Annotated in this window: 30 protein-coding genes and 1 tRNA gene; 14 read left to right on the forward strand and 17 right to left on the reverse strand. The window is 63.2% G+C overall.

The window, feature by feature from the left end; translation table 11 throughout:
• The first annotated feature begins 132 nt into the window (after positions 1-132).
• Both IC232_RS00745 and IC232_RS00750 read left to right on the forward strand, forming a co-directional pair.
• Complete coding sequence (locus IC232_RS00745) at positions 133-735, forward strand: DUF1134 domain-containing protein (protein WP_190842916.1); 603 nt, start codon at positions 133-135, stop codon at positions 733-735.
• 157 nt (positions 736-892) lie between these two features.
• Positions 893-1,915 carry a hypothetical protein gene (locus IC232_RS00750; RefSeq protein ID WP_190842919.1) on the forward strand — a complete coding sequence of 341 codons (1,023 nt, stop codon included), beginning with the start codon at positions 893-895 and terminating at the stop codon, positions 1,913-1,915.
• A gap of 4 nt (positions 1,916-1,919) precedes the next feature.
• Here IC232_RS00750 and IC232_RS00755 read toward each other — a convergent pair whose 3' ends face one another.
• Entirely contained in the window at positions 1,920-2,261 is a 342-nt protein-coding gene (locus IC232_RS00755) for a hypothetical protein (RefSeq protein WP_190842921.1), read from the reverse strand.
• Positions 2,262-2,314: 53 nt separating this feature from the next.
• Entirely contained in the window at positions 2,315-3,178 is an 864-nt protein-coding gene (locus IC232_RS00760; protein WP_190842924.1) for a D-amino-acid transaminase, read from the reverse strand.
• Between the two features lie 112 nt (positions 3,179-3,290).
• Here IC232_RS00760 and IC232_RS00765 point away from each other — a divergent pair, with 112 nt between their 5' ends.
• Entirely contained in the window at positions 3,291-3,905 is a 615-nt protein-coding gene (locus IC232_RS00765; protein ID WP_190842927.1) for a hypothetical protein, read from the forward strand.
• Positions 3,906-3,924: 19 nt separating this feature from the next.
• Here the strand turns inward: IC232_RS00765 and IC232_RS00770 are convergent, their stop codons facing one another.
• From IC232_RS00770 to IC232_RS00810, 9 genes are all read right to left on the reverse strand, one after another.
• Positions 3,925-4,248, reverse strand: a complete 324-nt coding sequence (locus IC232_RS00770) for an SWIB/MDM2 domain-containing protein (RefSeq protein WP_190842929.1) — start codon at positions 4,246-4,248, stop codon at positions 3,925-3,927.
• Between the two features lie 184 nt (positions 4,249-4,432).
• Positions 4,433-4,885, reverse strand: coding sequence for a response regulator (locus IC232_RS00775; protein ID WP_190842931.1), 453 nt, complete (start codon positions 4,883-4,885; stop codon positions 4,433-4,435).
• Positions 4,886-4,965: 80 nt separating this feature from the next.
• Positions 4,966-6,006, reverse strand: coding sequence for a UV damage endonuclease UvsE (locus tag IC232_RS00780; protein ID WP_190842933.1), 1,041 nt, complete (start codon positions 6,004-6,006; stop codon positions 4,966-4,968).
• Positions 6,007-6,052: 46 nt separating this feature from the next.
• Complete coding sequence (locus tag IC232_RS00785) at positions 6,053-6,406, reverse strand: response regulator (protein WP_190842935.1); 354 nt, start codon at positions 6,404-6,406, stop codon at positions 6,053-6,055.
• Between the two features lie 396 nt (positions 6,407-6,802).
• Positions 6,803-7,531 (reverse strand): hypothetical protein, encoded by a 729-nt coding sequence (locus tag IC232_RS00790; RefSeq protein ID WP_190842937.1) that lies wholly within the window; start codon positions 7,529-7,531, stop codon positions 6,803-6,805.
• 21 nt (positions 7,532-7,552) lie between these two features.
• On the reverse strand, positions 7,553-7,975 hold the full coding sequence (locus IC232_RS00795) for a DUF3618 domain-containing protein (protein WP_190842939.1): 423 nt from the start codon (positions 7,973-7,975) through the stop codon (positions 7,553-7,555).
• Positions 7,972-8,364, reverse strand: coding sequence for a phage holin family protein (locus tag IC232_RS00800; RefSeq protein ID WP_190842942.1), 393 nt, complete (start codon positions 8,362-8,364; stop codon positions 7,972-7,974). The genes IC232_RS00795 and IC232_RS00800 overlap by 4 nt, the downstream gene beginning before the upstream one ends.
• An 11-nt stretch (positions 8,365-8,375) precedes the next feature.
• Entirely contained in the window at positions 8,376-8,918 is a 543-nt protein-coding gene (locus tag IC232_RS00805; protein ID WP_190842944.1) for a hypothetical protein, read from the reverse strand.
• A gap of 102 nt (positions 8,919-9,020) precedes the next feature.
• Entirely contained in the window at positions 9,021-9,371 is a 351-nt protein-coding gene (locus tag IC232_RS00810) for a helix-turn-helix domain-containing protein (protein WP_190843420.1), read from the reverse strand.
• Positions 9,372-9,519: 148 nt separating this feature from the next.
• On the opposite strand from IC232_RS00810, the gene IC232_RS00815 reads away from it, so the two are divergent.
• From IC232_RS00815 to IC232_RS00825, 3 genes are all read left to right on the forward strand, one after another.
• Positions 9,520-10,251 carry a LuxR family transcriptional regulator gene (locus tag IC232_RS00815; RefSeq protein WP_190842947.1) on the forward strand — a complete coding sequence of 244 codons (732 nt, stop codon included), beginning with the start codon at positions 9,520-9,522 and terminating at the stop codon, positions 10,249-10,251.
• Positions 10,252-10,328: 77 nt separating this feature from the next.
• A complete protein-coding gene (locus IC232_RS00820; protein WP_190842949.1) occupies positions 10,329-10,973 on the forward strand; it encodes an acyl-homoserine-lactone synthase in 645 nt (214 codons plus the stop codon).
• A gap of 37 nt (positions 10,974-11,010) precedes the next feature.
• Positions 11,011-11,208 (forward strand): hypothetical protein, encoded by a 198-nt coding sequence (locus IC232_RS00825; RefSeq protein ID WP_190842952.1) that lies wholly within the window; start codon positions 11,011-11,013, stop codon positions 11,206-11,208.
• Positions 11,209-11,283: 75 nt separating this feature from the next.
• Here the strand turns inward: IC232_RS00825 and IC232_RS00830 are convergent, their stop codons facing one another.
• A complete protein-coding gene (locus IC232_RS00830; RefSeq protein ID WP_190842954.1) occupies positions 11,284-11,778 on the reverse strand; it encodes a ferritin-like domain-containing protein in 495 nt (164 codons plus the stop codon).
• A gap of 147 nt (positions 11,779-11,925) precedes the next feature.
• On the opposite strand from IC232_RS00830, the gene IC232_RS00835 reads away from it, so the two are divergent.
• On the forward strand, positions 11,926-12,177 hold the full coding sequence (locus IC232_RS00835) for a YgaP-like transmembrane domain (protein WP_190843421.1): 252 nt from the start codon (positions 11,926-11,928) through the stop codon (positions 12,175-12,177).
• A gap of 55 nt (positions 12,178-12,232) precedes the next feature.
• On the opposite strand, the gene IC232_RS00840 is transcribed toward IC232_RS00835, so the two are convergent.
• Complete coding sequence (locus IC232_RS00840; RefSeq protein WP_190842957.1) at positions 12,233-12,499, reverse strand: GlsB/YeaQ/YmgE family stress response membrane protein; 267 nt, start codon at positions 12,497-12,499, stop codon at positions 12,233-12,235.
• 143 nt (positions 12,500-12,642) lie between these two features.
• Between IC232_RS00840 and IC232_RS00845 the strand changes: the two genes are divergently transcribed.
• Positions 12,643-12,810 (forward strand): hypothetical protein, encoded by a 168-nt coding sequence (locus IC232_RS00845; RefSeq protein ID WP_190842959.1) that lies wholly within the window; start codon positions 12,643-12,645, stop codon positions 12,808-12,810.
• A 97-nt stretch (positions 12,811-12,907) separates the two neighbouring features.
• On the opposite strand, the gene IC232_RS00850 is transcribed toward IC232_RS00845, so the two are convergent.
• The 4 genes from IC232_RS00850 to IC232_RS00865 all read right to left on the reverse strand — a co-directional run bounded on the left by IC232_RS00850 (position 12,908) and on the right by IC232_RS00865 (position 16,785).
• Positions 12,908-12,984 (reverse strand) — tRNA-Arg (locus tag IC232_RS00850).
• Between the two features lie 104 nt (positions 12,985-13,088).
• Positions 13,089-14,525, reverse strand: a complete 1,437-nt coding sequence (locus tag IC232_RS00855; protein WP_190842961.1) for a sensor histidine kinase — start codon at positions 14,523-14,525, stop codon at positions 13,089-13,091.
• Positions 14,526-14,533: 8 nt separating this feature from the next.
• A complete protein-coding gene (locus IC232_RS00860) occupies positions 14,534-15,991 on the reverse strand; it encodes a dihydrolipoyl dehydrogenase family protein (protein WP_190842963.1) in 1,458 nt (485 codons plus the stop codon).
• Positions 15,991-16,785 carry a TVP38/TMEM64 family protein gene (locus IC232_RS00865; protein WP_190842965.1) on the reverse strand — a complete coding sequence of 265 codons (795 nt, stop codon included), beginning with the start codon at positions 16,783-16,785 and terminating at the stop codon, positions 15,991-15,993. Before IC232_RS00865 ends, IC232_RS00860 begins: the two co-directional genes overlap by 1 nt.
• 267 nt (positions 16,786-17,052) lie before the next feature.
• Here IC232_RS00865 and rpmH point away from each other — a divergent pair, with 267 nt between their 5' ends.
• The 6 genes from rpmH (at position 17,053) to IC232_RS00895 (ending at position 22,251) form a co-directional block, all read left to right on the forward strand.
• Positions 17,053-17,187: a 50S ribosomal protein L34 gene (gene rpmH / locus IC232_RS00870; protein WP_027314822.1), complete on the forward strand. Its 135-nt coding sequence runs from the start codon at positions 17,053-17,055 to the stop codon at positions 17,185-17,187.
• 20 nt (positions 17,188-17,207) lie between these two features.
• Entirely contained in the window at positions 17,208-17,639 is a 432-nt protein-coding gene (rnpA, locus tag IC232_RS00875) for a ribonuclease P protein component (protein WP_190842967.1), read from the forward strand.
• Positions 17,632-19,491, forward strand: coding sequence for a membrane protein insertase YidC (gene yidC, locus IC232_RS00880; protein ID WP_190842970.1), 1,860 nt, complete (start codon positions 17,632-17,634; stop codon positions 19,489-19,491). Before rnpA ends, yidC begins: the two co-directional genes overlap by 8 nt.
• A gap of 176 nt (positions 19,492-19,667) precedes the next feature.
• Complete coding sequence (locus IC232_RS00885; RefSeq protein ID WP_190842972.1) at positions 19,668-21,164, forward strand: CYTH and CHAD domain-containing protein; 1,497 nt, start codon at positions 19,668-19,670, stop codon at positions 21,162-21,164.
• Positions 21,165-21,220: 56 nt separating this feature from the next.
• A complete protein-coding gene (yihA, locus tag IC232_RS00890; protein ID WP_190842975.1) occupies positions 21,221-21,886 on the forward strand; it encodes a ribosome biogenesis GTP-binding protein YihA/YsxC in 666 nt (221 codons plus the stop codon).
• The gene (locus IC232_RS00895) at positions 21,883-22,251 is read left to right on the forward strand and encodes a DUF423 domain-containing protein (RefSeq protein WP_190842977.1); all 369 of its coding nucleotides are present in this window, start codon (positions 21,883-21,885) and stop codon (positions 22,249-22,251) included. Before yihA ends, IC232_RS00895 begins: the two co-directional genes overlap by 4 nt.
• Positions 22,252-22,356 lie beyond the last annotated feature (105 nt).

Below are 22,356 nucleotides of genomic sequence, written 5' to 3' on the forward strand. Positions count from 1 at the left end.
CAGCGGGACCTTTCGAAGAGGCATTCCGTACAGAGATTGTTAGGGTTGATGACCTTAAGGTGCGAGCCTCGATAGCAGCCTTTCGGCCTGACACGGCCGGATTGTCCCCTGTCTCATGCGAGGAGATAGCCCATGCGCTCCCGGTCAACCTTTCTTGCGGCTGCGGCTTTTGCCGCCCTGATCAGCGCCCTGCCCCTGCAGGCATCGGCTCAAACCGTCCAGCGCGCCTATGTCGCCAATCCCGGCAGCCCCGAATCCTTCCGTTCCGATGAACTGGTCCAGTCCGGTCACCAGTTCTTCGGCTCGGCCTCACGCGGCCTTGCCCTCGCGCTCCAGGAGGCGATCCGCCGCTGGGGCGAGCCCAACGGCTATATCCTGGGCCAGGAGGCCTCCGGCGCCTTCTTCGGCGGCCTGCGCTATGGCGAGGGCAAGCTCTTCACCCGCAACGCCGGGGATCGCCGGATCTTCTGGCAGGGTCCCTCCCTCGGGTTCGACGTGGGCGGCGACGGCGCCCGCACCATGATGCTGGTCTACAACATGCCCTTCACCGATGCGCTCTATAAGCGCTTCGTCGGTGTCGACGGTTCGGCCTATTTTATCGGCGGGTTCGGCGTGACGGCCGTGGCGGCGGACGAGATGATCGTGGTGCCGATCCGGGCCGGCGTAGGGGCCCGTCTGGGCGTCAATATCGGCTACCTGAAGTTCACCTCGGAGCCCACCTGGAACCCCTTCTAGGCTCTTAACGCATGCGGGTGCCGACTCAGAGGCAGTGGAAACTGCCTCTGGATGCGCTACAACGGGCCGTCTGGAGCGTTAGGTTCCAGAAAGCTGCGCAGGCACAAGGCAAGGTGCTTGAGCGTTACCGGTCAAGCACCTTGGAGTTCGCGTCCGCGTGATCGAAACAATCATGGTTTTCGCGTTGGGGTTCGTCGCAGCCTCCCTCATCGCGCTTCTGATCATCCCAGCCGTCAATGCTCGCGCGGAGCGTCTCGCCCGCCGCCGGGCCGAGGCGCTCTTTCCCATGTCGATCTCCGAACTGACGGCGGAGAAGGACCACCTGCGGGCGGAATTCGCCGTTCTCCAGCGGCGGATCGAGCGCAAGGCGGAAGAGGCTCTGGCCTACAAGCGGGAAAACATGGAGGAGCTGGGCCGGCGGGCGATCCGCATCGAAGCCCTCGAGACCACCCTGGCCGAGCGTGACCAGACGGTTGGTCAACTCGAAGTCAGCCTCGCCAGCACCCAGACGCGCCTTGCCGCGACCGAGGAAGATCTCGCGCAGACCAGAACATTCCTCGCGAGCACACGCGAAACCCTGACCGCCCTTGAGAACGCCCACCGGGCAACCCTGAACGAGCTGTCCAACACCCGGATGGAGCTGGAACTCACCCAGCACGAGCGCTCCCGGACGAAGACCGAGCTCCTTCATGCGGAGGAGAAGCTGGCCCGCCTGGAGGCAGAAGCCGCCGACATGGAGCGCCGGCTCACCACAGCCCTGAGCGACCTCGACACCAAGCGCATCACCATCTCGGATCTCGAGACCCGCCTCATGACTCAAACGGCTCGAGGCAACGACTTCGAGCGGGCTCTGAACGAGCGGCACAGCGAACTATCGGACGAGCGCCTGCGCCTGGCGGAACTCGCCAAGGGCATTGCCGCCGAGCAGGAGCGCGGCCTCATCCTCGAGCAGCGCATTCGCGAGATCGAAGCGGAGCGCGACGAAGCCCAGGACCGGCTCGCCAACCAGGAAGTCTCTGGAGGCCAGAACGATGAGCTGCGCCGCCAGATCTCCGAGGTGGCCGCCCAGATCATGAAGAGCGGCAGCGAGCAATCAACCGAAGTTAAACCTCGCGAGAACAACAGGTCCCGCGAGGGCAAGCGTCGGCGCTCGGCCGGGAAGCAGCTCCCGGCGTCTTAGGACCTTATTTCGGATCGACCTGCTGGGTGGCCGGCGGGCGAATGACCGGCGTGGTGCCAGGGTTGGGCACGGGCGCGGGAACGGTGATGTCCGGAGTGGCCGTCTCGGGCGGCCGGATCACGCCGTCCGTCTGTTCGAGCTTATCGCTCAAGTTATTGGTTGAACCCGTGGTCGATGGACCACTCCCGCCGGAGAGCTTGCTGTCGGGCTCCACCTTCTCGGCCGGCATCTGGCTCGGCGCCGGCATGTTCGGGGCCTGCTGATTCAGCACCCCGGGGTTCTGCGCGAGGGCTGCCGTTCCGAGGCAGCCCGCCAGAATTGTCGATAGCACCAGAACACGGTTCATGGGTCGCTCCTTTGAAAAGGCAACGGGCGACCTGATGGCCGGTTCCGGCAACGCTACTCGGCGGCCAGGGCCGGGACGCGGGCCATGGACAGGTAAAGCTCCCGCAGGCGCCTCGTGACGGGACCGGGCTTTCCGTCACCAACGGGACGTCCGTCAATGGTCACGATGGGCAGGACGAAGTTCGACGCGCTGGTGAGGAATGCCTCGGCGGCATCGTAAGCCTCCTCGACCGTGAACCGGCGCTCTTCGAGGGGGATATTGGCCTCTTCCGAGAGCCGCAGGAGGGACTTGCGGGTGATGCCCGGCAGGATGGCATTCGAGAGCGGGCGCACGACGATGCTGCCCTGCTTCGTGACGATGAAGCCGCTCGACGAGCCGCCCTCGGTCACATAGCCATCCTCCACCAACCAAGCCTCCTGGGCTCCCGCCTCCTTGGCCGCCTGCTTGGCCAGGACTTGGGCGAGCAGGTTGATCGACTTGATATCGCGCCGGGCCCAGCGCTGGTCCGGCACCGTCACCACCGCAATGCCCGTGCGGGCGGCCGGAGCGTCGGCAATGGCCTTGGCCTGGGTGAACATGGCCACCGTGGGCTCGGCGTTCTCCGGGAAGAAGAAGTCCCGCTCCGCCACGCCCCGGGTGACCTGGAAATAGATGAAGCCCTCCACCATGCCGTTGCGGCGGACGATCTCTTCCTGCAGGGAGGTCCACTCGGCACGCGAATAGGGATTGCGGATGCGCACTTCGGCCAGGGAGCGCTCCAGCCGCTCAAGATGCGCCTCGTTGTCGATCAGCTGGCCGTCGAGGACGCCGATCCCTTCGTAGACCCCGTCCCCGAACAGAAAGCCCCGATCCATGAAGGGCACCTTGGCCTCCTCGAGCGGCAGGAAGGACCCATTCAGGAAGACGATGCGGGACATGGAAACCTCGAAAGTCGTAACCCAACTCAACCAAGCTTAACCTATAGGCAGCTGAGCCGCTCGACCTATATCGCCAAGAGCCCTGCAAGCTAAGGCGATAGGTACCCCCATCTTGAGATCGACGCTACTTCTCATTTCGACGGTTCTGTCACCCCTGTTCCTGAGCGCTCCAGCCACTGCCGGCTCCCAGGCGCCCCAGAGATGGTACAACGAGCGCGGCTATGTTGAGCCCGCGGGCGGCCGCATCATCGCCTGCCACGGCTACGGGTGCACGCGACGACTGGCACTCTCCGTCGATGGAAACTTGCTGAGCCGTGCGAGCGGGATGTTGAGATCGGCCCAGGGCTCGCCGGCAGCCGAGAGGCAGGCCCTGGCCGAGGTGATCAGATCCTACACGGCCTACCTGGCCGCCTCCCTGGGCGGGAAGCCTGACGTGCCGGGATCGCCGCCCCAGATGTCGGGCGTGCACGGGCAGATGGATTGCCTGGATGAAACCGCGAACACAACCAGCCTGCTCCTCGTTCTGCAGGAGCGCGGGCTCCTCGCCCATCATGCAGTGGAGCATCCGGAATCGCGGGGGTTCTTCCTTGACGGGCGCTACCCGCATTTCACAGCCGTGATCACCGAGAAACGCACCGGCGCCGAATGGGCCGTGGACCCTTGGAAGAAGGCTCCGGGTCAGCGGCCGGAGATCCTGCCGCTCGATCGGTGGCGGCAGGATTCCTGATCAACCTGAGGCTTTTTGCTTATTTCAGGTGCTGGGCAAGGTGCTTGTTCATTTCGAACATGGTCACCTTCGGCTTGCCGAAGATCGGCTGAAGCTTGTCGTCGGCGATGATCTCGCGCTTGTTCTCGGGGTTCTGCAGGTTGTTCTTCTTGATGTATTCCCACATCTTGCTCACAACCTCACCGCGCGGCAGCGGGTTCGAGCCCACGATGACGGCGAGCTCCTTGGACGGCTGCAGGGGCTGCTGAAGAGCATTGGGCTTGGAACCGGCAGCCTTCTTGGCAGCAGGCTTATCTGCAGCCTTCTTCGCGCCGGCTTTTCCGTCAGTCGTCTTGGTCGCCATGTATTCCTCCGGGAACGGGGTGGGGAAGCTTGTCGACAGCCTTGGGTTTGGCTCGAAAAGCATATTGACCAACCTTCGGTCGGACATTCCGGAGAGCGTTCGCAGACTCCGGCCCCCTGGTGAAGGTCAATTCCGGCAGAGCTTATGTCCGCTCAACGCCGTCAGCAAGATCGAGTTCAGGAATTTAGGCTGTTTTCGGAAAGGGCAGGATGTTGGAATCTCGCTCCGTGGGCTGCCGTGTGGTTTCAGCAACATAGAACAGGCGATTCTTGCGCTCCGCTGCGGAAACCACATGGGAGACGATCACCTCGTTGGGGCATGGTTTCGCCAGGAACGCCGCTCCGGGAGGGAGATCCCCCTCCGAGGGCCATTGCCGTCCCGACATGATCAGAAGTTCAGTTCCGGGCCAGAGCTCGTTCACCCGATGAGCCAGTTCGAAGCCGTTGCAGCCGGTCGGCATATCCACATCGGTGAGCAGCACATCGACTTTCAACCCTGCCTCCATCAGCACCAGAGCTTCGGCGCCGTTGGCCGCCTCGACGACCCTGAAGCCGGCCTCTTCGAGAAGCTCCGACAGGAAGAGGCGGATCAGAGGCTCGTCTTCAACCAGAAGAACTGTGGAATGAGTAGGCAACATCACTTCGTGACTCGCGATACAATACCCGACAACGACATCTGCTCGGGTTGGTTCCACCAGCCGTACAGTTATCCGCAACTTTATCCTGTTGCGCGTAAGCTAGATTGTCGTCTCTCCATGTGATGGGCGAGACCCTCGGTGGCAATGTTCTTCAGCTTCGCCTCGATCTCGAAATCAGACCATGAAAGATGGCGCATCACCAGATCGTTGATGGCTTCGTTCCACATCAGGTCCGAGTGACCGCGCAGGTCCTTCGGCTTGATCCCCGATGCAACGAGTGCCTTGAAATCCGGAAGGCTGTGGATGTCGTAGTCCGGAAGCAGGTCTTCGCGGGAGACGCTCACATGGCTCACCGGCCGCACACCGCGCCAGGATGCGACGATCAGGGAAATGCGCGGATCATCGGGCTCGATATATTCGCCCTGGCTCATGATCCAGTGATGATGAAGATCGAGAACGAGCGGCACATCATCCGCAAGAGGCAGGAGATCGTCGAGGCCGAAGCTCACCTCGTCGTTCTCGATAGTGATCAGGTTGCGCGCGGTCTGCGAGAGATGCGCCAACCCGCTGCGGATCCCTTCCGCGCCCAACGCTTTCGCACCGCCATGGATGTTGATGTGAGCCCCGTGCGGATGCCACCCCTGGCCGTACCCCATGAGAGCCATGACTTCGGCATGATACTCGAATTCCGCAATGCCGTTGGCGGCGGCTGAAGGGTTGGCGGAGGCAATCACGCAGAACTGGCCAGGATGCATGCTCAAGCGCACGTCCCGGTCCCGGGCGAGGCGCCCTGCCTGCGCGAGCTTCGTCTCGATCATGCTGCGCAGATCAGGATCGCGATAGAATTCCTGGCAGCTTACATGGGTGTAGCCCGGAAGCAGATCGCTGGACAGGCGGTGGAGGCGTTCCGGCTTCGGCCGTCCCGCCACATGCTCGATCTGAAGCCGGAAAGCCTCGAGGTTGTGAGACACCACAGCCACGATCTTGTAGTAGGCAGCCTTCGGGTCGAGACGCCCCAGGTACGCCATCGTCGCCGTGGTCGTGTTCATGGCCCGCGCAAGCGGCGCCGAACCATCTTCGGGAATGTACTTGCAGCAAAAGCCGAACCGAAAGTCTTGCATGGTGGAGGAAGTCACCGGGAGAGAACAGGTTCCTCGGCCTCTTGCATCAGCAAGAGAGAAGGTTGGGAACAGCGTGCTCGACGGTTTTCAGCAGCAGCTTTTCCTCGAACGGCTTTGCCACGAAAGCAGCCAGCTGCAAGGATTGCGGCAGATCCGAGGGCGCGGATGCTGAGACGAAAACGAATGGGATATGACGTTCGATGAGCGTCTCTGCCACGCCGAAGCTCTTGCCTCCGATGACGTCGATATCGAGCAGCGCGCAGTCGAACCTGTCGTCGAGATGCTGATAGGCTTCGGCGATCGAGCTGATGGAGTCGACAATCTCGTGCCCATCAGCCTCCAGGATGGCCTGCAGATCGAAGGCGATTGCCGGATCGTCTTCCAGGATCAGAATACGCATGCCCCAACTCCATCACCGATCCCTGAGGACCACCTTCTGCGCAGCGCCTTTGGATAGGAAATTTTGGCCCTGTCGGGAGCCAACAAACTCGAAGGCGCCTCGTTCCTGGAAGGTCCTGCGTGAGACAGGAATTTAGCGGAACAGAGTTAAGAAATTTCATCATCTTCTTGAATTCAGGGCAGGTCAGCCCCATCTCAAGCTCACGCTGGCGGCACCCGTGCCGACCAGAAGCGGTCACGATGCCGAGATGATGACGCCGGATGTACGCGCATCATCTCGCCGTGGCCGTTATTGTTTATGCAGGGCTGTTGAGTGCCTTGGCGATCACTCAAGTTCATAGCAAAAGGGCGCCGGTTTTCACCGGCGCCCTTTTTGCATTTCGCTTGAAGCGCTGTGTCAGTGGCGATTGGCGTCGCGCTGACCGTTGAACTCGCTTTCGTGACGGCTGAACTGCGCGTCATCACCGCTGAACGTCTCCTCGACATATTCGCGGCCGCGGCTGGCAGCGTCGCGGGCGTAGCGCATGCCCTGATTGCGAACCTCGTCAGCCCATTCGCCGAACATCTCGTTCTCGCGGCGAGTGCGGGGCAGAAGAGCGCCGAGAAGCAGGCCGGCCGCCAGACCGACGAGGCCCACCACCATCGGGTTCTCGGACACGTAGCTCTGAACACCACCGCGGGCATTACCGAAAGCGCGAGAGGACTGGCCGCCCATCTTGTTCATGCGGCGGCGCTGCTGCGAGTAGGTTCCTGAGGCCCAATCGGACGCGCGCTCATAGGTGTCCCGCGCCCAGTCGGAAGCACCCTCATAAGCATCTTCAGCCTTCTGGCGCACCTGATCGGCCGCCTGCTGAGCCTTGTCAGTTATGCCACCCTGATCCTGCGCATTCCGCTGCGAGGATTGCCCTGAAGACTGTCCGGGCGACGCGCCCTTGGATTGGCCGGAGGACTGTGCGCCGCCTGCCGCCGATCCAGCGTTCTGACCGGATTTCTGATCGTGGGCGTGAGGCATCGGAGCCTCGCCGATATTGCCGACCGATGTGCCGGCGGAGACCTTGCCGGCCATGCCGGCGTCGTTCTGCTTGTCCGCTCCCGGCTTGCCGGTCTCGTTCTTGGTATTTGCCATGGAAAGCTCCTATTCAATTCTTCAGTAGCGGGAATTCATGCCGGGCCGCTCGAACATCGGGTCCGTCGCAGGCTGGGGAACGGCTTCCGTCCCATAAAGACGGGGATCCTCCGCCTCCATCAGCAGATGCTCCTCCGTGATGAGGTCCTCATCGGCTGCGATCAACCGAGCCGGACGCATAGGACGGGTCGGGCGGCCGAGGCGGTAAGCGAGAAGCCCAATGCCCATGGCAATCAGCATCACCGGCACGGGATTTCGCTTGACCGTATCGAGAACCCGGTCATAGAGCGGCCCATACTGGCCGTTGCGCGCGGTCCCAAGCACGTCGTCGACAACACCGGAGACGGTCATCTTGTCCTGGAGGCGGTCGATGGTCTGGTCGAGTTGAGCGCGGCTGCGCTCGATATCCTTCTCCAGATCCTGCAGACTTTGCGACGTCATCATGCACCTCTCTCGGACAGGACTTCCGCATCGCGCTTGAGCGAGCGCATGGTCCTCTGCGGCGTGAGCGAGGACGACGACATGGCGTTCTTCCCCCACAGCCCGAGGCCGATGGCGATCACGGCCAAAAGGCCCCCGACGATGAGGGCGGCGAGCGCCTCGGAATCGACGACGGTCGCCAGCCACTCCACGAGCGACTCGGTCAGCAGCATAACGGCCGCGATCGCGAAGACCGCCGCCGCAACCACCATGGCGAGCCCGATGAAGAGGGTTCGCATGTTCTGGGAGATCTCGGTTTTGAAAAGGGTAAATTCCTTTTGTGCGAGATCGGTGGATTCCCGCAGGGCTTCGCCGACGAGGCCCTGAATCGTTTGATTGCCGTTACCCTGCATGACCGCCTCCGTCAGGCACTGGCTTTGGCGCGTGAACGCTGCTGACCCTGCTGGCCTTGCTGACGTGCGCGGCCCTGACCACCCTGAGCCGAGCCGGCATTCATGCCGTCATAGCGCAGATCCTCAGCCGTGCTCTTGATGAAGCGAGCTGCGAGGAATCCGACTGCCACGGACACTGCGGCCACGGTCGCAGGTCGACGGCGCACCACGCCCTCGAACTCATTAAAGAAATCGGCGAAGGTCCGTTCACGGATCGAGTCCGCCAATTGCTCCAGCCCTTCGGCCGCCGTATCGACAACAGCGCGGATGTTCGGCCGCTCATCGAAGGAATGGGTGGATTCGCGCAGCGTCGTGGCGAAATCGGCGACCGACTGTGCGATGTCGTCCTTGCGGCGGTCGACATAATCCGTCGCCTGCTCGCGCGCGCTGTCGATGAAGTAACGGCTGCGCTCGACGGCTGCGTCCGCGATATCGCCGACATCGCCCTTCAGCGCATCCCAATCCTCGGTGCCGTTGTCCTGCTGCCTGTTGGTGTTTTCCTGTCCCACGCCCATGGTCAACCTCTCTCAATCGTGAGGGAGTAACCACTAGAAGCGCGGCAGGTTCCGGATGCGCTTTGAAACCGGGATTTAGGGGATCGGGTCTGTTTCCTGGGCCTAGCCCACGGAGGCGAGCCAATCGACGAGATCGGCGACCTTCCTGCGGGCTTCATCGTCCTTCAAGCGCAGGAATCCCCGCACGAGCCTATCGCTTTCCGATCGGGTCAGGAACTCGGCCATGAGGCTGTCCCCGGAGAACCCGCCTGCCCGCAAGCCAGGGAGGCCTTCAAAGAAGAACTCGATGCTCACATCGAGAATACCGGCAATCTGGAGCAGGCGGCTGGCGCCGATGCGGTTCATCCCCTTCTCGTATTTCTGAACCTGCTGGAAGGTGAGCCCCAGGGCGTCGGCAAGCCGTTCCTGGCTCATGCCGAGCATGGTCCGCCGGGCCCTCACCCGACTGCCCATATGCCTGTCGATGTGGTTAGGCGCCTTCTTCTGCAAGTCCTGCTCCTGCCTCTAATGAACCCTGCCTTGTCTATGCCAGAATTAAAACTTTTGGTAGCATTATGGCCTCTTGCAACCTTAAGCTATAAGACTCGCTTGGGAGACGCCTGTGAGCGGCCGCAGCCTTGACCATACGGTACAAGTGTTCGAGTTCATCGAGGAGAGCGACAGCCTGGCGTCGCCGCAGGCCATTATCGATGCGATGGAACGCTCATTCGCCCAGTTCCGGTTTGAGAACTTCATCATGACCGGACTGCCGCATCCGGAACAGAAAATCGAAAGTTTGGTGCTTCTCAAAAAGTGGCCCCTTGGCTGGTATGAGCGCTACACGCGAAACAGCTACGACCGGCACGACCCCGTGATCCGCCTGTGCCAGCGGACCGTCCAGCCCTTCGAATGGAGCGAAGCGCCCTTCGATCCTGAGATCGACTCTAAGGGCAAGGAGATCATGCAGGGTGCTGCCGATTTCGGCATGCGGCAGGGCTGTTGCCTGCCCATTCACGGGTTGAACGGGTTCGAGGCCTGCCTTTCCATGGGCGGCGCGGACCTCGACCTGACGCCCCAGACCAAGCCTGCCATCCACCTGATGGCCATGTACGCCTTCGAGCGCGCCCGCCTCGTCCTGGCTCCCTCCCCGCGGCCCAACCCGCTGACGGCCCGCGAGCGGGAAGCGCTGCGGTGGGCGGCCCTGGGGAAGTCCGCTGCAGATACCGGGGAGATCCTGGGCGTGACGGAGCGGACGATTACGGCTCATATCGGCAGCGCCTGCCTCAAGCTGAGCGCCGCCAACAAGACCCATGCGGTCGCCAGGGCGCTTCAGCACCGGCTCATCGAGATCTGACTCACCTGTAATTTCCTACAATACCCAAATCAGGCCGGTCATGGACACTGCTCTCCAGAAAAAGGAGGGCATGGGGTATGACCTCAATTCACGTCATCACCGATGAGAACAAAGCTGGATATGAAGCGATCCTCGACGATTGCTTCCGCCTGAGGCACGAGGTCTTCGTGGGTGAGCGCGGGTGGCGCGACCTCGAACGCCCTGACGGGCGGGATGTGGATGCCTATGACAATGACCAAGCAACCTATCTGGTGGCGCTCGACGATGGGCGCGTCATTGGGGGCCTGAGGCTCTACCCGACGCTGCTGCCGCACATGATCAGCGAGTCCTTTGCCCACCTGGTCAAAGGCCGCGATGTGCTGTCCGGTTCCACGATCCTCGAATGCACCCGCTACTTCATCGTCAGGGAGCGGCGCATGGGCCGCACGGATTGCCGCCTTCTGGCAGCCTTCCAGCAATTCTGCCTTGAGGAGGGGGTTACGGAGGTGACCGCCGTAGTCGAGATGTGGTGGCTGCCCCGCTGGCAGCAGGCCGGCTTCAAGGTCCGCCCTCTGGGTCTGCCGACCATGATCGAAGGCCAGCACTGCATCGCAGCCGCCATTCAGATTTCGGAGGACAGCCTGAGGCATGTCAGCCGGCTGGCGGGCCTGCGCGGCTCGTGCCTGGTGCGCGCCACTGCTGCTCCTGCCCTTGCCGATCGGGTGCCCCATGTCGCTGCCTGACGAGATCCCTCCTGTTACCTCCTTTGTCCAGGAGGAGATGGCTGACGGAGCCACCCGGACGCTCGCGGCCTGCCTTTCTCAGCTTCCGCCGATCGTGCGGCTGAGGCTTCTGGCCTTCATGCATCTGGTGGAAGATCCGGCCGCCATGAAAGCTGCACTCGAAATCACCCCGTCGGGCTCCATGCGGCTTACCCTGGACACGGCCGTCACACCCTGCCCGGCCAACTGTCACTGAGCTCCTCCGCCCCCAGGAGCTCAAAAGAAAACCCCGCGCTCCCGGGCGCGGGGTTTTCGACGTCGGATGAGAACGTCAGGCGGCCTTGGTGTTGACGCGCGCCTCGGCGAGCTGGGTCAGAAGCTGATCGGTCTTCTTCTCCTCCTGAAGGTTCTGGTCCAGGAGCTTGGCGGCATCATTCATGCCGAGTTCCTGGGCCCAAGTCTTCAGGGAGCCGTAGCGGGTGATCTCGTAGTGCTCCACCGCCTGGGCGGCAGCCAGGATGCCGGCATCGAGAGCCTCGCTGTCGGCAAAGTCCTCCATGACTTCCTTGCCTTCCTCGATGATGCCGTTGATGGCCTCGCACTGCACGCCGCGGGCCGGCTTGCCGAGCATCTCGAAAACCTTCTCAAGGCGCTCGATCTGGCCTTCCGTTTCCACACGATGGGTCTCGAAAGCCTGCCGCAGTTCCTCCGATTCCGCATTCTTCGCCATCTTCGGCAGGGACTTCAGGATCTGCTTTTCGGCGTAGAAAATGTCCTTCAGCGTGTGAAGGAAGAGGTCTTCCAGGGTCTTTTCCTTGGCTGGCATGGTGACAACTCCTTGGTTGAAGCGTGGACTCAACGGAGGCCAAGCTTTGAGGTTCCGGACCTTTTCCGGACTCTTTTTCAGAGGGGAACAACAGCGCTTCGCGTCGCGTTCGGCCCATGCCAATCAAGGAGAAATGACGTGACGAACATGATATCGGCCAGGGCCGGATCGCTGATGAACGGGCCCGCCAATCTCAGCACGACAGAGCGCGGCGCCTACATGCTGGCGGGCCTCGGCCTTGCGGCCGCAGCCGCCAAGCCCCGTCCCAACCCGCTCCTGAACATCCTGGCGCTTGCGGGCGGATCCTATCTGGCTTGGCGCGGCTATGTTGGCCAGTGCCCGGTCAAAGCGGCCTTGACAGGCTCTTCGGACAGCGGTCGTCTCGCCCATCACGGCTAAAGGAAAAGGGCCACAGTTTCCGCTGTGGCCCCTCCTGATTTCGGTTCTGGTGCGATCAGTATGTCGAGCTCGAGCGACGACCGGCGATCAGGCCATAGATGAAGAGCACCACGATAGCGCCGACGATAGCGCCGATGAAGCCCGCTCCTTCATCGGCCCGGTACCAGCCCAAAGCCTGTCCAAGGTAGGTGGCGACCAAAGCGCCGACGATTCCGAGGATCGTCGTCATGATGAAACCCGATGGCTCGTTCCGGCCCGGCATGATCCATTTGGCGATCAAACCCGCCACGAAGCCGATGATGATGGTCCAGATGATGCTCATGAGAGAGTCCCTGTGAGTGTTGCCTCCACAAGGAACGCGCATCTTCGGCTAAGGTTGCGGCGGAGGGTCGTTCCGGCCCTCTTTTCATGATCTCGCCGCACTTGAAGGCGACGCTTCCGGTTCATCGATAGGAGGTCTCGGTTATGAATTCTTCCGGCGGTTCCTGGAGCTACGAATCCGTGCAGGCCCTTCTGACCCTGGCCCGGGAGGGAATTCCCGTCTCGGTCATCAGCCTGAAGCTGAAGCGATCAATCACGGAGGTTCGAGCCAAGCTGGACGATCTCGGCGTCACGCCGGCGGCGGAAGTGTAAACCGCAGACCCGGGAGGATCATCGCGCATCAGGGTTTCGGAGTGCGCCAACCGCGCCTTCGAACCCTCATCCTACCTGCATCGATGTCTTGGAAAAATGGCGCGCCCGAAAGGATTCGAACCTCTGACCCCCAGATTCGTAGTCTGGTGCTCTATCCAGCTGAGCTACGGGCGCTTGGTCGGCTAGGTCGTTGCGGGAAGCAACGTTGGCCGAGGCCGGTGACATAAAGGGATCCGGCGCGGTTGGCAAGCCTCTTGTGCGGAAGTTTTGCCGAAAGCTCAGTTGGCTTCCGCGGTGGAGAGCCGGTCGGGGATCGTGATCTTGAAGCAGGTCCTTCCCTGCCCTTCATCGAGGATAATGGTTCCGCCATGGAGCTGGACGAGTTCGGCGGCAATCGGCAGCCCCAGGCCCGTACCGCCCTTCTGAGCCGAACCCTGGAAGGGCGTGAACAGGTTGGCCTTGGCCCGCTCGGGGATGCCGGGACCATTGTCCTTGATAAAGATAAGCACGGTGCTGCCCTCCCGGAGGGCCGAGATGTCGATGCAAGGCTGGCCATTCGGGGAACCAGTCTGGCTGAGAGCCTGAACCGCATTGCGCACCACATTCACGAGGACCCGGGAGAGCTGGTCCGGATCCGCATCGATCATCAGGTCATCGGGAACATCCGCCTGGAACGCGATCCCGACCTCGGGCGCCAGATCCGTGAGGTTCGACAGCTCGTCGATCATGGGGCCTAAGGGGATGAGGCGCCGCTGCGGCAGGGGCTCGGTCGCCCGGCCGAAGGCCAGGGTGGTCTCGCAGAAGGCGATGGCACGGTCGAGAGTGCTGACGAGTCTCGGGGCGATGCGCTGCACGGAATCGTCGCTGACGTTGTCCAGGCGGTCCGTCAGGAGCTGAGCCGTGGTCAGCATGTTGCGCAGTTCGTGATTGATCTTGCTGACGGCAAGGCCGAGCTGGGCGAGACGCCGCTTCTGGCGCAGCTCGTCGGCCAGGGTCGTTTCCATGCGGGCCAGAGCCTGCTCGGCAAGGCCGATCTCGTCGACGCGATCGGTGGGCCGGATAACCCGGGACGCATCTTCCGGATTGCTGGAGAATTCGGCGATGTTGCCGGTGAGGCGCCTCACCGGGCGCACGATCACCCATTGCAGGGTGAGATAGACGAGACCCGCCGTAATGATGGAGATGAACAGGGACAGGAATAGGATGTTGCGCGAGAACTCGATCATGGCGTGGCGCAGGGGCCGCTGATCGAGGATCATCTCGACGAAGTCGACGCCCATGCCCGAGCCGATCACCCGGATTGGCTTGTCGGCCGGGTTGAGCAGGACGTCGAAGGCATCCTGAACCAGGGTGAGCCATTGCGCGTCCCGCAGGTCCACGGTCTTGCCCACCTCGGTCGGCACGTCCCCTGCGGCCAGAAGGCTCCTGCGCCCGCCGCCGCGCAGGGCGATGGCCCGGGCTCCGACACCCTGGAGGAGGCGGACTTCGAGGTCCTCGGGAAGGCTTTCCTCGGGCGCCGCATCGAGCACCATGGCGGCGATCTGCGCTGCGGCGAGGCGGTCGTTCAGCCATGTGAGCCGGAAATTGGCCACGGAGGGCACGTAGATGAGCACCTCCGCAATCATGACAAACAGCACCGTGAGCAGGAGCAGGCGCGCGGAGAGCCCGAACTGGCTCAGGATGCGCCCTGCAAGGGAGGTCTGCTCAGGTCTCATGTTCGGTTTCATCCCAAGCGGCGGACCAGGGACACCAGCCGCCGCACCCAGGGATTCTGAGCCGACGGCTTGAGGAACTCCACCGCCGCGCCCTTCGTCACCTCGGAATATGTAGGGTAGGGATAAATCAACCCGGCGAGATGGGAAACCTTCAAGCCGCGGCTCATGGCCAGAACCCACGGCATGATGAGTTCCCCGGCATGCGCCCCGACGATGGAGCAGCCCAGGATCCTGCCGCGTGGGGTGACCACGGCTTTCACATGCCCTTCGGCCTGTCTCTCCATGCGGGCCCTGTCGTTGTCGGCAAAGGCCCAGCGCAGGATGCGGATCGCGCCGTGCTCTTCCCGGGCCCGTGCCTCCGTCAACCCGACGGAGGCCAGCTCCGGCGCCGTATAGGTCACGCGGGGAATGGGGGCCCGCCCGACCCGAACGGGCAGCCGGAAGAGGGCGCTCCGGATCACCAGGCCAGCATGATGGTTCGCCACATGGGTGAACCGTGCGCCAGCCGCCGCCCCACCGGCGCAATCGCCAATGGCGTAAACGCGCCGGTTCGAGGTTCTGAGCCCATTATCAGCGAGGATACCCGACGCGTCAGCCGCGATTCCCGCAGCCTCAAGGCCGAGCCCATCCACGACAGGCTTGCGCCCCGTGGCGACGAGCAGATGGCTTCCCTCGATCGTCTCGCTGCTGTTGAGGACAACACCAAAGCCTCCCGCTTTCGCCGGTTCGATCCTGTCGATGGAGGCTCCGGTCCTGACGGCAACGCCATCGAACCGTAGAGCTTGATCGACGACATGCGCCATCTCGGGATCTTCCTGCGCCAGAAGGCGCTCTCCGGCCTCCAGAAGCGTGACCTGCACGCCCAGAAGCCGATAGGCCTGAGCGATCTCGACGCCCACGGCCCCTCCGCCGATGACCACGAGATGCGCGGGTTTCTCGGTCAGATCGAAGATGGTCTCGTTGGTGAGATAAGGGACCTGTTCAAGGCCGGGAATCGGCGGGATGGCAGGGCGGGAGCCGGTCGCAATGACGAAGCGGCGGGCCCGGATGACTTGATCTTCGGCAACAACCGTATGGCCATCGGTGAACCGGGCTTGGCCCTCGATCACCGACATCCCCATGGCCCGGTAGCGCTCGGTCGAATCCATCGGGGCGATCGCCCCGATGGTGCCCTTCACATGCGCATGGACCTTGGCGAAGTCGACGATTGGCTCCCCTGCCCCGATCCCGAAACTTCCAGCTTCACGCATGCTGCGAGCATGGAGAGACGCAGCAATCAGCGCCTTCGAGGGAACGCAGCCTACATTCAGGCAATCGCCGCCCATCCTGTTCTTCTCGATCAGCACCACGGATGCGCCGAGGGAAGCCGCGATGGACGCGACCGACAGACCAGCCGATCCGGCGCCGATGACGCACAGATCGGGCTGCAAGACTCGCCCGCCCTTCGGGTCTGCCAGCTTCACCATCAACCCTCGCCTGTTGCGCGACGGCGCCATTGCTTGAGCGCGATCGGGATCAGGGCCAAAATTCCGAGCAGAGCGAGAGCAGCCATCAGCTCGGGCGTCAACAGGCTTTTGGCATTGAAGTCGATGGCGCAATCGCTTCGCCCCAGAGTCAGGCACTCTGAACGCTGCCGCTCATGCGTTGCGATGACTTCATCCAGCCCCGACCCTGCAAGGGCGAAGGCGAACGAGGCGGGCAGCATCCCGAGCTGGGTTGCCAGGACGAAGGGTCTCAGGCGCATGCCGAAGAAGGCGGCAGCCAGGTTCGTCAGCCAGAACGGCACGACGGGGATCAGGCGTAAGGAGAGAAGATAGAGAAAGGATTGCTTGCGAAAGCCTGCCGCAAGGCTCTGGATGCGCGAGCCTGCCCGGTCGAGCAGAGAGCGCCCCAGGGACGACCGGGCGATGAGGAAGATGTTGGTCGCTCCGAGCGTCGCGGCAAGATTCGCCGTGATGCCTCCAAGCGGCCAGCCGAAGAGATAGCCCCCGATGGCGGTCAGAAAGGCGGAAGCTGGCAGCGAGAGGGTGACGGCCGCCACATAGATCAGGCCGTAAAGGCCAAGCATCGCCGGACCCTGGGCGGCCACAAGATCCTGAAGCCAAGCCTGATAGTGCACGAAGGTCTCAAACGAGAGGGAGCGGTGAACGCCTGTTGCGAAGACGGCTCCGATGGCCGCCAGAACGAGCGCCAGGGGTACGAGGCGCCAGAAACTCGCTGCCTTTGTCGGCCCCTGCTGCTTCGGATGTGTCTCGGCCACGTGCCCTCCTGGAACCGGTGTGGTATGTAGCGCCCGATAAGGTCAAGCCTACAGGCCCGTCACAGCTTGGTGAGGGAGGGCCGGATTGCCGCATGAAGGCCGAAGCGGCGTTGACTTTGCCCCACCATTCCTTCATAAGCCCGCAAGCTGACAGCGCTCTTCTTGGGCGCTGATCGTTTTTTCGAGACAGTTTCGGGGGAAACCCCTTCCCAACCAGACGGGCGCGAGCCTTCGAGCACCGCTGCCCCATTCGACCGGAGAAGTGCCGTGAAGAGGACGTATCAACCGAGCAAACTGGTTCGCAAGCGCCGCCACGGCTTCCGTGCGCGCATGGCGACCAAGGGTGGCCGCAAGGTCATTGCCGCTCGCCGCGCCCATGGCCGCAAGCGCCTGTCCGCGTAAGCGCCGTCAAGGACAGCCCGATGCGCGACCATCGCGCAACGTCTAGCCTCGGGCGTCTGACGAAAAGACCTGACTTCGTCGCGGCGGCCTCCGGCCGCCGCTTTCATACCGAGCGGATGACGGTTCAGGCCCGCCTTCGCGAAGGTTCCGGCCTCGGCCTGCGCTTCGGCCTCACGGTCACGAAGCGGGTCGGCCACGCCACCGAGCGCAACCGCATCAAGCGCAGGCTCCGGGCCGCCATCCCCACGGCAGGTCAGGACTACGCAACCCTCGATGCGGATGTCGTCGTCATCGGACGGCGAGACATTCTCTCCGCCGATTTCGACGTGCTCATCGACGATCTTCGGCGCGCATTGCGGGCGGTCACCAAGCCGAAAGGCGCCTCTCCCGCAGAGCGTTCTTCCTCCTCACCTCCCTCCAACGGCGAGCGTCGCGGACAATCCCATGCGTGATGACAACAAAAACCTCATCGTCGCCATCGTGCTGTCGATGGCGGTCCTGCTAGGCTGGCAATACTTCTTCGCGGCCCCGGAGGCCGAAAGGCAGCGCCAGGCGGCCCAGCAGCAGCAATCCACGCAGGTCAATCCCAACGCGCCGAACCCGCCGGCCAGCCCGAGCCAGGCCGGAGGTGCTGCTCCCACCGTGCCGGGCACGGTGCCCAGCACCCCGGTGGCACCCGCGGTCGAGACCCGTGAGGCAGCGCTCGCCCGCTCGCCGCGCGTGACCATCGATACCCCCGCCATCGCCGGCTCGATCAACCTGCGCGGCGGTCGCATCGACGACGTGTCGCTCAAGAACTACCGTGAGACGGTCGATCCGCGTAGCCCGAACATCGTGCTGCTGTCGCCCGCCGGCACCCAGAACCCGTATTACGCGGATTTCGGCTGGGTCGGAGCGCAGAACGGCGCCCTGCCGACGGCCGAGACCGTCTGGACCGCCGATCGCACAACGCTTAACGCGTCCACCCCGGTGACGCTCACCTGGGACAACGGCCAGGGCCTGATCTTCCGGCGCACGATTTCCGTGGACGACAAGTCCATGTTCACCGTGAAGAACGCTGTCGAGAATCGCGGTTCCGCGCCGGCGACCCTGCACCCCTACGGCCTCGTCTCCCGTCATGGGAAACCGACGACGCTCGGCTATTACGTTCTCCATGAAGGCCTGATCGGCGTCCTCGGCGACAAGGGCCTGCAGGAATACACCTACGACGCCATCGCCAAGGAAGAGCCGGTTCCCGCCGGCCAGAACACCGTGGGCGAGGTGTGGGATGAAGTGAACGGCGGCTTCGTCGGCATCACCGACAAGTACTGGGCCGCGGCGGTCATCCCGGACCAGGCGCAGCCCTACCAGGGCTCCTTCACCATGCGCCAGGGCCCGACGGGCCAGATCTATCAGGCCAACATGCTCGGGACGGCGCAGACGCTTCAGCCCGGCGCCACCACGGAGGTGACGCAGCGCCTATTCGCGGGTGCCAAGGAGGTTGCCACCGTCGACCAGTATCATGAAGCCTTCGGCATCAAGAACTTCGATCTCCTGATCGACTGGGGCTGGTTCTACTTCATCACGAAGCCGCTCTTTAAGGTGCTAGACTTCTTCTTCCGCCTGTTCGGCAATTTCGGCGTCGCGATCCTGATCGTCACGGTGCTGCTGAAGATCCTGTTCTTCCCGCTTGCCAACAAGTCCTATGCCTCCATGGCAAAGATGAAGGCAGTACAGCCGGAGATGACCTCGATCCGCGAGCGCTATGCGGACGACAAGATGAAGCAGCAACAGGCGCTGATGGAGCTCTACCGCAAGGAGAAGATCAATCCGGTCGCGGGCTGCTGGCCGGTGCTGATCCAGATCCCGGTGTTCTTCGCGCTCTACAAGGTGCTCTTCGTCACCATCGAAATGCGCCACGCGCCGTTCTTCGGCTGGATCCGCGACCTCGCGGCCCCGGATCCGACGTCGATCTTCAACCTGTTCGGGCTGCTGCCCTACAACCCGGGCGCGGTGCCGGTGCTGGGCCCGTTCCTGATGCTCGGCGTGTGGCCGATCATCATGGGCATCACCATGTGGCTGCAGATGAAGATGAACCCGGAGCCGCCGGACCCGGTCCAGAAGCAGGTTTTTGCCTGGATGCCGGTGATCTTCACCTTCATGCTCGGCTCCTTCCCGGCCGGCCTCGTGATCTACTGGGCCTGGAACAACCTGCTCTCCGTGTCGCAGCAAGCCTTCATCATGCGCAAGAACGGCGTGAAGATCGAGTTATGGGACAACCTGCGCAAGACCTTCAACCGCAAGGCCAGCCCCGCCAAGGGCTGAACGGCGCCAGACCAGAACTGACCATCCCCGGGCCCTGTCCCGGGGATTTTCTTTTGCCGGTGGCGAGCGCCGTCATTTCTTCGAGCCGTCCCACATCTATATCAATCGTCGATGCAATGCGGTGACGGACAATGAGCGGGTCCAAGGGAAGATCGAAGCAGCAAGGGGTATCCGACGTGCCCCGCGAGATCGAGCTGAAGCTGGAACTCGCCTCCGGCACAGCCGAGGACCTGCTCACGCATCCTCTCCTCAACAAGGCGCAGCCGCTGCCCAAGCAGAGCGGTCAGCTACATGCGGTCTATTTCGACACGGACGATCATGCCCTGCACCGCGAGGGCATCAGCCTGCGCATCCGCCGCCGGAACGGCAAAGCCATCCAGACCATTAAGGCCGAAGGCCCGCACAAAGGCATCGCCATGGATCGCGGCGAGTGGGAAACGCCGGTCGATGGCGAACTCGACCTGGCCGCCGCGTGCGGAACCCCTCTTGGAAAGCTCATCGCGGATAAAACTATGCGAGTGGGCATCAAGCCAGCTTTCAGCGTCGAAACGGATCGGAGAGCCTTCGAGGCCAAGTTCGACGGTGCCGTGATCGAAGTGGCCCTCGACTGCGCCAAAGCCTCTGGTGGCGATAGAACCATCACCTTCTCGGAAATCGAGCTAGAGCTGCGGCAGGGCAAAGCGGGCGCGCTCTTCGCGCTGGCCCGGCGTTTGAGCGAGGCGGCTCCCTTGAGGCTCTCGACGGTGGCGAAATCCGAACGCGGGTACCGCCTCCTGGACGAAGAAGTCCTTCGCCCCGTGCGGGCCGGGAAGATCAAGCTGCCGAAGGATGCAACCTGCGCCGAAACCTTTCAGGTCATCGCCCGATCCTGCCTCGCCCAGATGGTCGAGAACGAAGCCTTGGTGCGGCTCACGCAGGAGCCGGACGCCCTGCACCAGATGCGCGTCGGCCTGCGGCGCCTGAGAGCCGCCATTTCCCTGTTCAGGTCTCAGTTGCTGAGCGACTCCGAGAGCGCCGAGATCCGCAGCAATCTCCGCTGGGCTGGGCAGGCCCTGGGCGCAGCCAGGGACCTCGACGTGTTCATCGAGCGGCTGCGCTCCATGGATGATGCCGTGCCAGACCCGTCGCACATGGAGGAGATCGAGCGGCGCCGGACGGAAGCCTACAGAAACCTGCTGGAAACCCTGGAGTCCCACCGCTTTATGGACGTGATCCTTCAGACGGCTGCCTGGATCGAGGCCGGAGCCTGGATGGCATCCGGTGAGAAAGGGCGGAAATCCGTCCGCGAGCGCCCTGCCCGGGATTTCGCGGCAGCCGAGCTCTCGCGCCGCTTCAAGCGAATCCGCAAGCTTGCCAAGCACCTGAGGGACGTCGGTGATGAGGAGCGCCACGAACTCCGGATTCGCATCAAGAAGCTGCGCTACGGCACCGAGTTCTTCGCTTCGCTTTTCACCTCCGCCAAGGCAAGTAAGCGCCGCAAGACGTTCTCCTCCCTTCTGGCGGAGCTTCAGGAACACCTGGGCGACTTGAACGATCTCGCGGTGGGCGGCTCCCTTGCCATGTACCTCCCCGAGGTCTCGCCCAAGCGCCTGGAGAGGCAGCGGGAAAAGCTTCTCGACAAGAGCGAAGCCTCTCTAAGGGTGCTCGCGAAAGCAGATCCCTTCTGGCTGTGAGCAGGAAATCAGCCCGGCGTCTTGAAGAAAGCGCTCTGAGCGCCGATAAGAGCCCCATGACCGAGACAATCCCCCCGAACCAGGACGTCGATCCCTTCCTCGAGATCGGCCGCAAGCTCTTCGCCGGCGAGGCGGATTTCATCTGGGCCGCCAACGCCCTGAACAACCTGCCGCCCATGAGCAAGGTGGAGATCGCCTTCGCCGGGCGCTCCAATGTGGGCAAGTCGAGCCTCGTCAACGCCCTCACCGGGCGCAACACCCTGGCCCGCACCTCGCATACGCCGGGCCGCACCCAGCAGCTCAACTTCTTCAATATCAACGACCGCTTCCACCTCGTCGACATGCCGGGCTACGGCTTTGCCGCCGTCGAGAAGCAGAAGGTGCAGGCCTGGACGCAGCTGATCCACGATTACCTGCGCGGCCGGGCGAGCCTCGCCCGCGTCTATGTGCTGATCGACGCCCGCCACGGCATCAAGCCGGTGGACGAGGCGGTGCTGGAGACCCTCGGCACGGCCGCCGTCTCCTATCAGGTCGTGCTCACCAAGGCGGACGAGCTGAAGCCGGGCGAGCTCGAGAAGCGCATGGACGACACCCTGAAGAAGATCCAGAAACGGGCGGCCGCTTTCCCGGAGATCCTGCCCACGTCCAGCCGCACCGGCTTCGGCATGCCGGAGCTGCGCGCCGGCATCGCCAAGCTCCTGAGCGAGCGGGGCGCCGGATGAGCCTCGGCCTCAGGATCCTTGTTGTCCTGGCCTCCCTGTCAGGCCTCCTGGGCGTCGGCCTCTCGGCCGCCGCTGCTCATATCACGGGCGGCAACCTCACCACGGCGGCGCAGTTCCTGCTCTTCCACGCCCCTGCCCTGCTGGCCCTCGTGGCTCTGATCGCCGCTGGGGTCGTGAACCCGATGCTGGCACAGATCGCCGGCTACGTGCTGGTGCTCGGGCTCATCCTGTTCTGCGGCGACCTCTCCCGCCGCGCGTTCTCAGGCGTGGCGCTGTTTCCAAGGGCAGCGCCTGCGGGAGGCATCGTCCTGATGGTCGGGTGGTTGCTGGTGGGTATCTCCGCCCTTCTCCGCGTGAGAGCCTGAAGTCCCTGTTTGCAGCAGCGCCACTTGAGGGCGGGAGCATCGGATTGATCCCAAAAGTGCATTCCACTTTTGGGTCCGATGCTCTAGAAGGCAGGCCGTCCGATC

This window comes from Microvirga sp., from assembly GCF_014699075.1.
Lineage (GTDB): Bacteria > Pseudomonadota > Alphaproteobacteria > Rhizobiales > Beijerinckiaceae > Microvirga.

Bases quoted from the DNA above. Each gene is read 5' to 3' on its own strand.
- IC232_RS00790 (WP_190842937.1), bottom strand. From the start codon at position 7,531: ATGGCAAATACCAAGAACGAGACCGGCAAGCCGGGAGCGGACAAGCAG.
- IC232_RS00770 (WP_190842929.1), bottom strand. From the start codon at position 4,248: ATGGCGACCAAGACGACTGACGGAAAAGCCGGCGCGAAGAAGGCTGCA.
- yidC (WP_190842970.1), top strand. From the start codon at position 17,632: ATGCGTGATGACAACAAAAACCTCATCGTCGCCATCGTGCTGTCGATG.
- IC232_RS00795 (WP_190842939.1), bottom strand. From the start codon at position 7,975: ATGATGACGTCGCAAAGTCTGCAGGATCTGGAGAAGGATATCGAGCGC.
- IC232_RS00845 (WP_190842959.1), top strand. From the start codon at position 12,643: ATGAATTCTTCCGGCGGTTCCTGGAGCTACGAATCCGTGCAGGCCCTT.
- rnpA (WP_190842967.1), top strand. From the start codon at position 17,208: ATGCGCGACCATCGCGCAACGTCTAGCCTCGGGCGTCTGACGAAAAGA.
- IC232_RS00785 (WP_190842935.1), bottom strand. From the start codon at position 6,406: ATGCGTATTCTGATCCTGGAAGACGATCCGGCAATCGCCTTCGATCTG.
- IC232_RS00810 (WP_190843420.1), bottom strand. From the start codon at position 9,371: ATGGGCAGTCGGGTGAGGGCCCGGCGGACCATGCTCGGCATGAGCCAG.
- IC232_RS00825 (WP_190842952.1), top strand. From the start codon at position 11,011: ATGGCTGACGGAGCCACCCGGACGCTCGCGGCCTGCCTTTCTCAGCTT.
- IC232_RS00855 (WP_190842961.1), bottom strand. From the start codon at position 14,525: ATGAGACCTGAGCAGACCTCCCTTGCAGGGCGCATCCTGAGCCAGTTC.
- IC232_RS00835 (WP_190843421.1), top strand. From the start codon at position 11,926: ATGATATCGGCCAGGGCCGGATCGCTGATGAACGGGCCCGCCAATCTC.
- IC232_RS00805 (WP_190842944.1), bottom strand. From the start codon at position 8,918: ATGGGCGTGGGACAGGAAAACACCAACAGGCAGCAGGACAACGGCACC.
- IC232_RS00860 (WP_190842963.1), bottom strand. From the start codon at position 15,991: ATGGTGAAGCTGGCAGACCCGAAGGGCGGGCGAGTCTTGCAGCCCGAT.
- IC232_RS00830 (WP_190842954.1), bottom strand. From the start codon at position 11,778: ATGCCAGCCAAGGAAAAGACCCTGGAAGACCTCTTCCTTCACACGCTG.
- IC232_RS00760 (WP_190842924.1), bottom strand. From the start codon at position 3,178: ATGTCCCGCATCGTCTTCCTGAATGGGTCCTTCCTGCCGCTCGAGGAG.
- IC232_RS00895 (WP_190842977.1), top strand. From the start codon at position 21,883: ATGAGCCTCGGCCTCAGGATCCTTGTTGTCCTGGCCTCCCTGTCAGGC.
- IC232_RS00745 (WP_190842916.1), top strand. From the start codon at position 133: ATGCGCTCCCGGTCAACCTTTCTTGCGGCTGCGGCTTTTGCCGCCCTG.
- IC232_RS00840 (WP_190842957.1), bottom strand. From the start codon at position 12,499: ATGAGCATCATCTGGACCATCATCATCGGCTTCGTGGCGGGTTTGATC.
- IC232_RS00800 (WP_190842942.1), bottom strand. From the start codon at position 8,364: ATGCAGGGTAACGGCAATCAAACGATTCAGGGCCTCGTCGGCGAAGCC.
- IC232_RS00820 (WP_190842949.1), top strand. From the start codon at position 10,329: ATGACCTCAATTCACGTCATCACCGATGAGAACAAAGCTGGATATGAA.
- IC232_RS00775 (WP_190842931.1), bottom strand. From the start codon at position 4,885: ATGTTGCCTACTCATTCCACAGTTCTTCTGGTTGAAGACGAGCCTCTG.
- IC232_RS00780 (WP_190842933.1), bottom strand. From the start codon at position 6,006: ATGCAAGACTTTCGGTTCGGCTTTTGCTGCAAGTACATTCCCGAAGAT.
- yihA (WP_190842975.1), top strand. From the start codon at position 21,221: ATGACCGAGACAATCCCCCCGAACCAGGACGTCGATCCCTTCCTCGAG.
- IC232_RS00755 (WP_190842921.1), bottom strand. From the start codon at position 2,261: ATGAACCGTGTTCTGGTGCTATCGACAATTCTGGCGGGCTGCCTCGGA.